Origin of the sequence: Tsuneonella sediminis, assembly GCF_051912845.1 — a bacterium.
Classification (GTDB): Bacteria; Pseudomonadota; Alphaproteobacteria; order Sphingomonadales; family Sphingomonadaceae; genus Tsuneonella; species Tsuneonella sediminis.
On the sequence record NZ_JBNCBU010000002.1, the window covers coordinates 215,171 to 227,740 of the forward strand.

A 12,570-nucleotide genomic window follows, 5' to 3' on the forward strand; every position below is an offset into this window, starting at 1 on the left:
CCAAGGGATTATATCATGATTCGTCTGTACCGCTCGCTGTCCACCGCCGCTGCCGCTGCGCTCATGCTCACCGCGACCGTCGCCAGCGCCGAGGCGACCCGCCCCGGGTCGTCCGTGCCGACGGTGTCGAAGGCGGTGACCGAGACGATGGCCAAGCGCGCGAGCAAGCCGGCGAAGGACGCCGAGCAGCTGTCGGGCACGCCCCTCCTGCTCCTGATCTTCGGCGCGATCGCGGTGGGCGTCGCGGCGGCGGTCATCAAGAACGACAGCCGCGGCTAACGCCGCCCGTCCGCGCCCGGTCGCGGGCGCGTCGCCCGCGTAGTTCCCGATGTCCCCGGTGACCGCCGCGCCGCCCCCGCGGGCGCGCGCATCGATGCGCTCCGCCCTGCCCTCCCGCTCCAGCCACGCGCGCATCGCCGGGGCCTACCTCGTGCTCGCCCTCCTGCTCGGGGGTGGCGGCTCGCCGGCCCCGTTCGCCGAGCTCGCGGTCCAGCTCGCCGCGCTCGCCGCACTCGCCACGTGGTGGCTGCGGCGCGACCCGGTACCGCGCGCCCTCGACCGCGTGCTGTGGGCGGGCGCGGCGCTGCTGGCGCTGATTCCCGTGCTCCAGCTCACGCCCGTGCCGCCGGCGATCTGGGCCAGCCTTCCGGGCCGCGAGAACGTCGTCGCGGCAATAAGCCTTATCGGGCGAGCAGACGAATGGCGCCCGATCTCGATCGCGCCCGCGCGCACCGTCGCCTCGCTGCTGTCGCTGATCCCGCCGCTGGCGATGATGTGGTTCGCGAGCCAGCTCGGCACCCGCGAGCGCACCGGCCTGCTGTGGATCGTCGCCGGGGTCGGGCTCGCCTCGGCGGTGCTCGCGACGCTGCAGGTGGGAACCGGCACCGCGCTCATTTTCTACCAGCCGCACATCCCCACCCCGCCCCCCGGGATCATGGCGAGCCGCAACGCGCAGGGCGACCTGCTCGTGCTCGCGATGGTCGCGGTGGTCGCGCTCGCGAGCATCCCGCACCCGCGGCTTCCGAGCGCCGGCCGGCTCGCGATGGCCGGGGTCGTGCTCGCGGTCCTCGGCGCCGCGCTGTTCCTGAGCGGCTCGCGCTCGGGGGTCGCGCTGCTCGCGGTCCCGTTCGCGGTGGCGGGCTACCTGTGGCTCGCCCCGGCGCTCCGCCACGCACAGATCGGCCGCCGCCAGGTCCTGCTCGCCGCGGGGGCCGCGCTCGCGCTCGCCGGGGGCCTCGCGGCGATCGCGCGCGACAACGCGGTGATCGCGGGTACGCTCGAGCGGTTCGAAGCCGAGACCGACGGACGGTTCGAGGAGATCTGGCCCGACGCGCTTGAGGCGGCGAAGGTGATGTGGCCCGCGGGCGGCGGGATGGGCACCTTCATCCCGGCGTTCGAGAGCGTCGAGCGGCTCGAGGTGGTCAACGAGAGCGAGCCCAACCGCGCGCACAACGATTACCTCGAGTTCGTGATCGAGGCTGGTCTCGCGGCGGTATTGCTGCTAGCGGCCGCGATTACTGTTCTCGCCTGGCGAATCGCGCGCATGCTCAAGTCAAGCCGCGGACGCCCGGAAGAACCGGTGGTCGTATTTGCGGCATCCGTGCTTCTCGTGGTCGGATTGCATTCACTGGTGGACTACCCGCTGCGCGCGATGACGATCGCGGTGCTCGCGGGTTACGCCGTCGGCAGCCTCTCGCGGCGGCCGGCACAGCCAGCAGGGTCGAGGGTCGATGATTGAACTTGGAAACGGGGCGCGCCGCGGCGCGCTCGCGGTGGCATTTCTGGGCTTTCTTGCCGGCTGCGCCGAGCAGATGGCGACCGACCTCCCGCGCGCGGGCGAGGCCTACGCGGCGTTCCCCGCGTCGACCGGGCTCGAGCCGCGCGCCTACCGGATCGGCCCGCTCGACGTGCTCGCGATCAACGTGTTCCAGGAACCCGAGCTCACCTTCGAGAAGATCGAGGTCGACGCCGGGGGCAACCTCGCGTTCCCGCTGATCGGCAGCGTGCAGGCCGCGGGACGCACCGCGAGCGAGCTGTCCGACGAGATCGCCCGCCGCCTGAACAGCCAGTACCTGCGCAACGCGCAGGTGACGGTGCGGGTCGCCTCGTCGGTCTCGCAAAATATCACCGTCGAGGGCAACGTGGTCGAGCCGGGGGTCTACGAGATCCCCGGCGGGTCGACCACGCTGCTCCAGGCGATCGCCCGCGCGAAGAGCCCGACGCGCACCGCGAAGACCAGCGAGATCGCGGTGTTCCGGATGGTCGAGGGGCAGCGGATGGGGGCGGTGTTCGATTTGAACGAGATCCGCCAGGGCCGCGCGCCCGACCCGGAGCTGCGAGGCGGCGACGTCGTGGTGGTCGGGTTCTCGGCGGTCAAGGGCGCGTTCCGCGATTTCCTGACCGCCGCGCCGATCTTCAATGTGTTCACGCGGTTCTGAGGGCGAGACGATGGACCAGGCCCTCCAGCCTAGGATTGCAGGCAACCGCTTCGACGATGCCGAGTACGTATTCGACGACCTCGAGGTCGAGGAGCGCGAGCCGGCGATCGATTTGCGCGAGCTCTACGGCGCGATCCGCCGCAACCGCTGGCTGATCCTCGGCGTGGTCACCGCCGCGGTGCTGCTCGGACTGGTCGCGACGATGCTGATGACGCCCAGGTACACCGCGACCGCGAGCATCCAGATCGACCAGGAAAGCGCGCGGATCCTCGAATCGCAGGACGTCCAGCCGGTCGCCGCGTACCAAGACGCCGACCGCTTCCTGCAGACGCAGGTCGATGTCCTGAAAAGCCGCGCGATGGCGCTGCGAGTGCTGGACAGCCTCGGGATGCGCGGCAAGCCGGACGAGTTCGTCGACCGGATGGGCGGACGGCTTGATCCCGAGATCGCCGACAACGCGGTCGCGCGCGACCAGGCGCTTCTCGGGCTAATGGAGGACAATCTCGCGGTGGACCTGCCACGCGAGTCGCGGGTGGTGTCGATCAGCTTCGAGAGCCCGGACCCCGCGCTCGCGGCACGGATCGCCAACGCGTATGCCGCCGAGTACATCGCCTACAACCTCGAGCGCAAGTTCAACAGCTCGAGCTACGCGCGCGACTTCCTGTCGAAGCAGCTGAGCCTCGCGCGGGAGCGGCTCGAGGACTCCGAACGCGCCGTCACCGACTACGCGCGCTCGGCGGGGCTCATCCGCACCAGCGACCCGACCGCCGAGAACCGGGGGTCCTCGTCGCCGACCTCGGTCACCACCGCGAGCCTTGTCCAGCAGAACCAGGCGGTCAACGCTGCGACGACCGCGCGGATCGCCGCCGAGCAGCGCTGGCGGGCGGTCGCCGACCAGTCGCCGCTGGCGATCAGCGACGTCCAGTCGAATCAGGCGGTGCAGCAGCTCCTGACCGCGCGCGCGCAAAAGCAGGCCGAGCTCGAACAGGAGCTCGCGGTCCACCAGTCGGGCCATCCCTCGGTGATCGCGCTCAGGGCGCAGGTCGACGAGATCAACGCGCAACTGAATGCGATCGCGAGCGGGATCAAGCGCTCGATCCGGACCGCGTACGACGTCGCGCTCAGGCAGGAACGGGCGCTGCTTGGACAAGTGAGTGCGCTCACCGGCGAGACGCTGGCCGAGCAGGACCGCGGGGTCCGCCTCGGGATCCTCCAGCGCGAGGCCGACACCAACAGGACGCTCTACGACGGGTTGCTGCAGCGCTACAAGGAAGTGAGTGCGCAGTCGGGGATCACCGACAACAACGTCTCGAAGGTCGACGAGGCGGTGCCGCCGACGAGCCCGAGCTCGCCCAACCTCAAGCTCAACCTCGCGCTCGCGCTCCTGGCCGGGCTGGGCCTCGCGGCGGTTCTGGTCTTCCTGCGCGAGCAGCTCGACGACACGGTCCGGCTCCCGGACGACCTAGAGAGCAAGCTCGGCCTCCAGCTGCTGGGGGTCGTGCCCGATATCGGGGACGACGAGGTCCTCGAGCTGCTCCAGCAGCCTAAGTCGCGCCTGGCGGAAGCGTATAATGCCCTGCGCACATCGGTGCTCCATTCGTCGGCCACCGGCCTGCCGCGCGCGATCCTCGTGACCAGCACGCAGGCGGGCGAAGGCAAGTCGACCACGAGCTTCGCATTGGCGAAAGGTCTCGCCAGCCTCGGGCGCAACGTGCTGCTGATGGACGTCGACTTGCGCAAGCCGTCGCTGCACCGGCTGGTCGGCGAACAGCACGGCGCGATCGGCCTGTCGAGCGTGCTTGCCAACCAGAGCGAACTCGCCGAGGTCGTTAAGACCCGCTCCGAGGGGCTGGGCCAATTGAGCTACGTCGTCGCCGGCCCGATTCCGCCGAGCCCCACCGAGCTCCTCGGCTCAAATCGGATGGCCGAGCTTCTCGTGTCGCTGCGGTCGCAATACGACGCGGTCGTGATGGACGGACCGCCCGTTCTTGGCCTCGCCGACTCGCCTACGATTGCGGCCGATGTCGACGCGACGATCTTCGTGATCGAGGCCGGCCGGAGCCACCGCGGCGCGAGCAAACTCGCGCTCCGCCGACTGCGTGCGGCGGGTGCCCGGGTGCTCGGCGGGGTGATGACCAAGTTCGAGCCAACTGGGTCGAGTGACTACGGTTACTACGGCTACGATTACTATGCATACGGTGCGAAGGTCGAGGGTGCCTAGGCGAGCCACGACATTGGGGTGCCTGTCAGACAAACTCGCTCTTGTTGCTTGCCTTGGCTTCCTTGCATTCGGCAGCAGTGTAAGTGCGATCGACCGCGCTGGATGGTCGTGGCCTGGTTCCGTATTGGGAGCATCATCCGCTCGCGCAGCAGCAGTCCGCGCGATTTCTCGCGGCGATACTAGGGCTGCCGTCCGCGCAGCGAAGGTCGTTCTGACGATAGATCCCGTCGGTCGGACTTCCGCGTCAACGCTAGCCGCGGCACTCGTAACCGCTCGCCAGTCTACTGATGCTGGTCGCGCCTACCAACTGGCTCTGTCGAACGGATGGCGTGACACGGCATCACAAACGTGGGCAGTGGAAACCGCGCTAGCGAATGGAGACCTCGCCCAAGCCGCGCTCCATCTGGACGCTCTTCTCCGTGTCGCCCCCCAAACCTCTGTGCCGACAAATTGGGTGGAAGCCCTTGAGGCAAGCCAGGAGGGCAGCGAACAGTCAGCCGGAAAAACAGCTCTGGTAGGGCGGCTAGCACTTAATCCCCCTTGGAAGAATCGATGGCTGTATTCCTCCGCCACACTTCCGTCGTCAGCCATCCCTGACCGAATCTCTCTTATCTGGACCGCACGAAAGTTAGGGATGCAGATAGAAAAGGGCAGTGCGTCTGAGGCATCATGGCGTATGGTTTCGCAGAATCCGCAGTTCGCTAGACTGTTCTGGGAGAGCTTAGCGGAACCAAGCGAGTCTCGTCGTTCTTCGCAGGCGCTTTGGGATCCCACCTTTGAGAAAAGTCAGATCGGAGAAAGCCGAGGACCTTTCGATTGGTTTCATGCAGGAGGTTCAGCGAAAATTAGAAAGGTCACGGTCAATCGAGCGCCAGCCCTTGAGATCGAGGGAGTGGGCCTAAACACACTCAATTTGATACAAACCCTCGCATCACTTGAGCCAGGGGACTGGACATTAAAGTGGTCCGACTCGAGCCCTAGCATAGATCTAAATCTGAGAGCTTCATGCTATAGTCCACAAGGAAGTCTGACGCAACGGCCCATTAAGTATATCGGAGAGCAGAAAGTTCTTACTTTCAGCGTTTCACAAAAATGTAAGGTTCAACATTTCGTCGTGACCGCAGGCGGCCCGGGCGCGAAAGCCTCCCGAGGTTGGATAAAAGATCTTTCGATGATTCCCCTACATCTTCCCGGCGCTAAACCCCATCTATAAGACGGTCTTCAACAAAAACACCAAATCGCATAGGCATTTAGCATATCGCATCGTATGCCCACGCAGAATCTGCTCATGATCATTCAGAAAGCGACTTACAAGCAGCGGCCATCCCTACAGAGCATTTGCGATGACGGTGGAAATTAAATTGAACGCCCAATCAAGCGGCTCTATCTCGCTACCGAGAATAGTGAATTATTCCGATTCTGCCCTCGACCGTAATGTCGCTTGGGCAAACCGGCGGCCAGGCACCCTGCCAGCAGGAATATTACTGAAAGTGTGTCTTGAATTGAAATTACGACGAGACCACACATCAAACTGAAAGCCATCGCCGTGTAGGCCATTAACAAGCTCCTCTGCGCAACCCTCGTATTACTGAAGGACCTTTTTACTCCACAGAGAACAATTGCGAAAAACAAAAGCGTGACAAATGTTAAACCGAGGTAACCGCCCTCTAGAGCGGAACTTAGATAGAAATTGTCGATGGTGATAATACGATACCTTCCCGAGGTTAAGCCTGCCACCCGCAGTGAATGGCCTGAACCGAAGCCGGACACTGGACGATCCTCAAGAGCTTCAAGACCGGTTGCAATTTGCGCTTCCCGCGCTTTGAAACTCCCGAATTCTCCCGAATTCCTCCCATATGCTATTTGAGAGGCTAGCTCCACCCCCACTGGCGCAAGCAAGTAAGAGGCGATCGCCGCGCCCACAATCATTAAGAAGCCGCCACGCCTTCGAGGATTCAGAAAATAAAGAGCGAAATAGCACACCGCAGCAATAATACCTACAACCAACGCTGACCGTGTGTTAGATAGAAATCCACAAAGAATGATCGCGCCAAGCGCAAAAATCCAAATTACCTTCACTTTTTTTTCGCCAGTCATTAAAAAGTGCAACGGCAAAGGCATCATCGCCATCATCAGTTGCCCGAAGACGATGGGATGATTAAAAACAGACTGGACCCGAACCGCCCCATCTCGGATCTGTACTGCAGTGATGGCCTCGTTGATCATTTGATTGCCCGCCATCAATCCCGTTAGACCAAGCGCAGCAACAATCGATTCCCCCCGGATTAGCTCTAACATTGCAACGGCCGTTGAAAAGAGAATCGAAAATATGATAATTTGTGGGAAATGATCACGAATTCTTTTATTCAAGAAAATGACAACACCAATCAACATCCATGAACCTAAATATAAGAATGCACGAAAGGTTTCGCCCAGAGACTCTATTGGCGAAAGCCCTAGCAAGTCACTCAAGATCCTCCATAACCAATACATTGCAAATGTGTAAGCTAAAAATTTGTTTTCTCTAATTACATTGTGAATGCTCCTGCGCATAGTCCACTTCGTGAGCCAAGCATACACGCACGATGCCAGAAGAAATAGACTTATGAAAGTAAATGGACTAACTCCCACCCCAGCGATGTCGAAGAAGAAATATCTTGGCCAAAGGAAATGTATAATCAATGCGAATAGCACGCACCGTGAAGCTAGCTTGCTTAGTGCAAGGCGATCTTCTACGCGCGCTGAAATTACCCGATCATTACGATCATCCCGTCGATTATGATAATCCTGGACAGTTAACTTGCCTCTCATTCCACTGTTTCTCATTTCTTGCAAATCACGCGCTCGTAAATTTTAGCAGTTTCCTTAGCGATTTGCCGCCAACGATAAGGCTTCAAAGTCTCCTGCCAGTCTGCTCTAGTCGGATATTGCGGAAAGGAAGTCGAAAGCTTGGCCGCCAAAGATTGTACATCGCCCACAGGCACTAGGCATTGAGCAGGCATTCCCATAGCCCGATAGACTGGCAAATCGCTCAGTAACACTGGCAAATTGTACGAAAGGGCTTCCAAGAGCACAATGGGAAGACCTTCATGGCTTGAAGGAAGGCAGAACAAAGCCGCGTTGCTAAATACCTCTACTAAAGGTGGTCCGGATAAGTGGCCTGCGAGTACAATTTGGGGATCCCCGCAGGCAAGTTCGTGCACTGCTTTAGTGTAATCGGTATGGTGGTCAGCTCCTCCTACAAGGACAAGCTTCGCGTTCCTCAGATTAGAAGCGCGAAACGCATTAATAAGGTCGATTTGCCTTTTTTCTGGCACTAACCTTGCGACGTTTAGCACGTACTCTCCAGGTCGTAGCCCCATCCGCGCTAGCGTTTCACCTGCCGAAAGCGGCGGAAGTGGACTCACGCCGTTTGGAATATAGAACACCTGGCGGTTAAAGCGGGCTTCAAGAGTGTTTGTCACCGTTGGCGAGATCGAGATGCATGCGTTGGCGCTGCAAACCGCGTTACGCTCCCCTAATCGAAGAATTAGGCGCGCTACTCTGCCCCATTTCTCGCGTCTATAATCTTCACCATGATGGGTTGAAATGACTCGTAACCCCAACAGGCGAGCGAGTGGGGTGACGATATTCGGTCCAATCGCGTGAATGTGAAGCAAGTGCGGGCGGCGAACGGCCGCATATAGAACACCCAACAGTGAGTGGAAAATTGCTTCCACAAAGGGATGACGCCACGCTGGCAGCCAACGAATTATTGGCGACGCGGGGTCGTTCTGCAGGTCAGTGCGCCGGTATGGCCGGCGTCCGATTACCTCCAACTCTTCGCGGGCGTATGGCAGATTGCGGACAAGTTCAGAAACGTGGGTCTCTACGCCGCCTTGGATACCACCGATGCCGCGTAAGCCAAGGAACATGATCCGAGGACGAACCCGGCGGTTCATAAGCGATGCTCCAAACCCAAGATTGCACGAACGCGAGCCTTTGCTTGCTCTTTGCGACCGCTAAGCAAGGCTCGCAGCACTGAAAACATCTCATCGACGATCGCAGGTATCAGCGACAATGGCGCGTGAAGGGCAAGGGCGCGTAGTCGGTTGCGACTGAGATAGTAAGCGGACAAGGGCGATCCGCCGCCGAAATCATCCGTGCCGATGGAGGCTCCTACCGCGTGCAGGACCAGAGCCTGCGGGGCGTAGCCAAGCCGGAAGTGCGGCCACAACCTGCGGGCCCAGTCGAACTCCTCCCAATATAGAAAGAAGTCCTCGCGCATCAATCCGATCGTCTCGAATACCTGACGCCGCACAAAGCTGGCCGCACCATTGACATAAGAGAGCTCGCGCTCGACTGCGTCGCGATCGACCGGCTGGTCTGGTGCGTCACCCGCCCCAATCGGCATGCAGCGCCCTCGGAGAGATTTAAAGGTCCCACCTGCACGAGTTTGAATGGCGCTACCGCGGCCAATATACGCAACCGTTGCGCCGCAGATCCCGATTGACCCATCCTCGTCCATGCGGGCTACTAATGCGTCAAGCGTAGTCGCGTTCGGCACGATTGTGTCGTTGTTGAGGATCCATACGAACGCCGTCGACGTCTGCTGCAGTGCAAGCGCCGCACCGACATTGTTTCCGAACGCATAACCGCCGTTGCGCCCGCTCTGAACGAGCAGCAGTGTACGACCGCCGTCTGTTCGCCACGGCGCTACCGACGGCGCCGGCTCCGCCTCACGCACTTCTATATCGCCTCTTGGCGGCAGAATTGCCGGTAGCTCAGCACGGATCGAGTTCAGCGAGCCGTCTGGAGAAGCGTTGTCAACCACCACAATATCAAGCGGACGATCCAGCGCAACGAGGCTCGCAACACAGCGCAGCGTGTCGTTCGCGCCACGCCAATTGAGGACGACAGCGACCGTTCGTCGATCGTCAGCAATTGTAGCCATCACGCTAGCCTTCCGATCGCCCGCCGGTAAGTACCTATAAGATTCCGAATTTGCTCCAACGGCTGGGAACGCAACGCCAGCCGCAACAGCCCCAGACGGCGGTAGCGCGGGGTTGGCCTACGCTTGGCCTTAAGGCCGGCCAAGCGCGCGATGACGTTGCACTTGCGATGAGCTTGGTAGGGTTGCATCCGCGCGATCTCTCGTACGTCAAGCGGCATCGTTGTAATTCGGCCTGCCGACTCGATTTCTCGCAGTAGTTGCTCGCCCGCAGGGGTGCGCGCGATGATAAGGCTGCGCCCGTCTTGCTCGGCGAATTCGGGATAACCGTCTTTGCCGTACCAGGCATCCGCGCAGACGATGTCTGCGAACTCGCCAGTGCCATCCGGGCAAATCTTGCAGCGGAACTGGAGGTGTCGATTCAAGATCGTGCCCCAGCTGCTGTTATAATCCATGGTGGCCTCGCTCCCGTCGTGGGAAATCGCGCGCGCCAGCCCCGGCCAGCCGTCACCTCGGAAACGGAAGTTGCCGACGTCTGCCGGGGCCAGGCCCATCGCGTCGAGCAAGTCAAGCGTGCCCTTGCGGCTCGGCACGCCCGCGCAAAAGAACGCGAACATGTACGGAATACATCGATCGATGCGAGGATCCCGCTTCGCCATCCGGCGCAGCGTAGCGACATCACAGGGCTTGCCGATGAAGGCGAAGCGGGAGTCCGCCGCAAGATGCCGCTCCAAGCCCGCGAGGGGCGCAGATGGCGCGTAGCGAGATCCGGCCGCAGCCATCAGCGCGTTCCGGTCTCCTCGCGGCGCGGTCTCGTTGCCGATCGGGTCGTCCGCGCCGGCCGCCGTGGATAGCACGAACTCGACCGCGCCGCACTCGACCAGCGCTATTGCGATAGCCGTGAGCACTCCGCCGGAGGATCCGCGATACCGGACTTCCGGATCAGTGGCATGCCCGGTCGCGACCCGGCGAAGTGGTCCCCAAAGAGGATGATAATCCAGCCCAGCCTCACCATCATGGGCCATGGTGCGGCCGGAGCAGACCTCCGCCAGCGTCTCGCGCTCCGAAGCCGAGAGCGGCGTTGCGGCAATGGGACGCAGATAGCCCTCAGCGCTCATCTCCATCGCAAAATCTGGCCGCCCGATGGCGGCCACGCAACCGCCGCACCCCAGGCACATGCCATTATCGACGATGGTGGCGAGATCGATGCTCATGCCCGCAGTCCCGCGATCAGCATGGCCATTCGATCCTCATATGCGGCTAGCCGGTCCCGGGCAATCTCCAGACCATGCGTGATGTCCGCCTCTAACCTCGTTCGTTCGGCGAACGCCCGCAGCGTGGCGGCCAGGGCGGCTTGGGTGTCCATCGCCTTGCCGTCCACGTAGTGAGGGTAGCGCAGCGTATCGAACAAGCCGTTGAACTTGCGGCTATAGGCGACGGGCACCACCGGAACGCCGGCCGAGAAGGCGCCGATGCACGCGTGCATGCGGCCGGCGACCACGAAGTCCATGCCCGACATGAAACTCTTGGCGGACGATGCAGATCGGAATTCCGGTGCTATCTTCAGTGCTGGATAACGCGCGACCAGCTCGGGGAGAACCGAGCGGTCGTCGTCATTGCCACCTTCGGCCGTGACATGGGCGATTAGGTGGATGTCGGCGCCCTGGGCTAGCAACGCCTCGATCAGGCGCCGGCTATAATCGGGATAATCAAGGGTGACGCCAAGCTCATTGGCACCAGTATAGCCGCCATTATAGAGCAGCCCGGACACGTTAAGACCGACCTGTACCCTGTCGCCCGCGCCGCGCGAACGCGCCGTGAAAGGGAGACGGAATGCAACGTCCATGTATTCGGCCGTCTCGGCGCGTAAACCATGCGTACGCAGATAGCCGGTAGAGAGCGAGTCGCGGGTGAACACCGCCCGCGCACCGTTCATCACCGCGAACGCCATCCGCCGGCGCACCGTGGATGCGAATGGACCAATCGTCTGCGGCGCGAGCACCAGCGGTTTGCGAAGCGCGAGCGCGGCAACTTTGGTCCCGAAGTGGAAGGCGAATCGCCGCGGGCCATAGATGTCAGTCCAGCTGTCGCCCTCACCAATGTCGACTGCAAGGTCACTCCGCCTGAGGACGGCTAAATAGTCGGACTGCAGCTTTAGCAGCGGCTTGATCCGGGGCATTGGTCCCACCGTGACATCTTCGGGCAGCGCTTCAATCGACTGTGGCTGCCCCGATCCGAGCGTGGTGAATTGCACCACTCGCTCTGACCGCTCGGCCGCCGCCCGCAAGATCGCGGCGTTGGACCGCGCCAACGCATCTACGCCAAGATTGCCGTGCCCGACGGTATGCCACAGAAGTGCGATATGAATGGGGCGCGTCACCTCAGTCTGCCAAAAAATGCTGTGCTGGGGAGAACACCAGATCCGGATTGCTTTTGATCAATTCCCGGAGAGCGGCCGGGTCGAGCCTCCACCATTCCGTCGCCTCGATCGCGTCGATTGTCCTTTCGTCGAACCGCATCCTAATCACCCGGGCGGGATTGCCAGCCATGATTGCATAAGGGGGAACCGGCTTGGTCACCACGGCTCCCGCGGCAATCGCTGCTCCCCGTCCGACCGCACCCACTCCCGACAGCAGAATTGCGTTGTGTCCGATCCAGACGTCGTCCGCGATCTCCATTCGGGCATGCTCAATCGTGCTCTCATCCACCACGCCCAGCTCCGCATTATAAAGATAGGCCGTTAACCCCAAGAAGTTCAGGCCATGATCTCGCAAGAAGATCTGGCTGCTCGGCGCGAACGAGCAATATCTGCCGACGCGCACGCCCGCAGGAACTCGCTGGAGATCAAAGCATCCATAGCTGTACAGACCGACGTCGACTCCTCGATCGCGGAAGCGAGCACGCAGCACTTCGCTCTCCAGTTCTTGCAAAAGCGTTGGCCGCCTGTGGAGCCGGTTGAGAATAGATCGAATCATCGAATC

At 61.7% G+C, this 12,570-nt stretch carries 10 protein-coding genes; 4 read left to right on the forward strand and 6 right to left on the reverse strand.

Translation table 11 applies throughout. The annotated features are described in order from the left end of the window. The first annotated feature begins 15 nt into the window (after nt 1-15). The 4 genes from ACPV3N_RS11675 (at nt 16) to ACPV3N_RS11690 (ending at nt 4,659) form a co-directional block, all read left to right on the forward strand. Nucleotides 16-279, forward strand: a complete 264-nt coding sequence (locus ACPV3N_RS11675; protein WP_440117950.1) for a hypothetical protein — start codon at nt 16-18, stop codon at nt 277-279. Between the two features lie 94 nt (nt 280-373). Then, nucleotides 374-1,738 (forward strand): O-antigen ligase family protein, encoded by a 1,365-nt coding sequence (locus ACPV3N_RS11680; protein WP_440117952.1) that lies wholly within the window; start codon nt 374-376, stop codon nt 1,736-1,738. Then, complete coding sequence (locus tag ACPV3N_RS11685) at nt 1,731-2,438, forward strand: polysaccharide biosynthesis/export family protein (protein ID WP_440117954.1); 708 nt, start codon at nt 1,731-1,733, stop codon at nt 2,436-2,438. The genes ACPV3N_RS11680 and ACPV3N_RS11685 overlap by 8 nt, the downstream gene beginning before the upstream one ends. A gap of 10 nt (nt 2,439-2,448) precedes the next feature. Further along, complete coding sequence (locus ACPV3N_RS11690; RefSeq protein ID WP_440117956.1) at nt 2,449-4,659, forward strand: GumC family protein; 2,211 nt, start codon at nt 2,449-2,451, stop codon at nt 4,657-4,659. Between the two features lie 1,383 nt (nt 4,660-6,042). Here ACPV3N_RS11690 and ACPV3N_RS11695 read toward each other — a convergent pair. The 6 genes from ACPV3N_RS11695 to ACPV3N_RS11720 form a co-directional block, all read right to left on the reverse strand. Continuing rightward, on the reverse strand, nt 6,043-7,131 hold the full coding sequence (locus ACPV3N_RS11695; protein ID WP_440117958.1) for an O-antigen ligase family protein: 1,089 nt from the start codon (nt 7,129-7,131) through the stop codon (nt 6,043-6,045). Nucleotides 7,132-7,481: 350 nt separating this feature from the next. Beyond that, nucleotides 7,482-8,600: a glycosyltransferase family 4 protein gene (locus ACPV3N_RS11700; RefSeq protein WP_440117960.1), complete on the reverse strand. Its 1,119-nt coding sequence runs from the start codon at nt 8,598-8,600 to the stop codon at nt 7,482-7,484. Then, nucleotides 8,597-9,592, reverse strand: a complete 996-nt coding sequence (locus tag ACPV3N_RS11705) for a glycosyltransferase family 2 protein (protein WP_440117962.1) — start codon at nt 9,590-9,592, stop codon at nt 8,597-8,599. Before ACPV3N_RS11705 ends, ACPV3N_RS11700 begins: the two co-directional genes overlap by 4 nt. Further along, nucleotides 9,592-10,803, reverse strand: coding sequence for a Coenzyme F420 hydrogenase/dehydrogenase, beta subunit C-terminal domain (locus ACPV3N_RS11710; protein ID WP_440117964.1), 1,212 nt, complete (start codon nt 10,801-10,803; stop codon nt 9,592-9,594). The genes ACPV3N_RS11705 and ACPV3N_RS11710 overlap by 1 nt, the downstream gene beginning before the upstream one ends. Further along, nucleotides 10,800-11,969, reverse strand: a complete 1,170-nt coding sequence (locus ACPV3N_RS11715; protein ID WP_440117966.1) for a polysaccharide pyruvyl transferase family protein — start codon at nt 11,967-11,969, stop codon at nt 10,800-10,802. The genes ACPV3N_RS11710 and ACPV3N_RS11715 overlap by 4 nt, the downstream gene beginning before the upstream one ends. A gap of 1 nt (nt 11,970) precedes the next feature. Then, nucleotides 11,971-12,564: an LbetaH domain-containing protein gene (locus tag ACPV3N_RS11720; RefSeq protein WP_440117968.1), complete on the reverse strand. Its 594-nt coding sequence runs from the start codon at nt 12,562-12,564 to the stop codon at nt 11,971-11,973. Nucleotides 12,565-12,570 lie beyond the last annotated feature (6 nt).

Excerpts from the sequence above, each read along its gene's own strand:
- ACPV3N_RS11675 (WP_440117950.1), top strand. The coding sequence starts at position 16 with ATGATTCGTCTGTACCGCTCGCTGTCCACCGCCGCTGCCGCTGCGCTC.
- ACPV3N_RS11685 (WP_440117954.1), top strand. The coding sequence starts at position 1,731 with ATGATTGAACTTGGAAACGGGGCGCGCCGCGGCGCGCTCGCGGTGGCA.
- ACPV3N_RS11700 (WP_440117960.1), bottom strand. The coding sequence starts at position 8,600 with ATGAACCGCCGGGTTCGTCCTCGGATCATGTTCCTTGGCTTACGCGGC.
- ACPV3N_RS11680 (WP_440117952.1), top strand. The coding sequence starts at position 374 with ATGCGCTCCGCCCTGCCCTCCCGCTCCAGCCACGCGCGCATCGCCGGG.
- ACPV3N_RS11720 (WP_440117968.1), bottom strand. The coding sequence starts at position 12,564 with ATGATTCGATCTATTCTCAACCGGCTCCACAGGCGGCCAACGCTTTTG.
- ACPV3N_RS11710 (WP_440117964.1), bottom strand. The coding sequence starts at position 10,803 with ATGAGCATCGATCTCGCCACCATCGTCGATAATGGCATGTGCCTGGGG.
- ACPV3N_RS11705 (WP_440117962.1), bottom strand. The coding sequence starts at position 9,592 with ATGGCTACAATTGCTGACGATCGACGAACGGTCGCTGTCGTCCTCAAT.
- ACPV3N_RS11690 (WP_440117956.1), top strand. The coding sequence starts at position 2,449 with ATGGACCAGGCCCTCCAGCCTAGGATTGCAGGCAACCGCTTCGACGAT.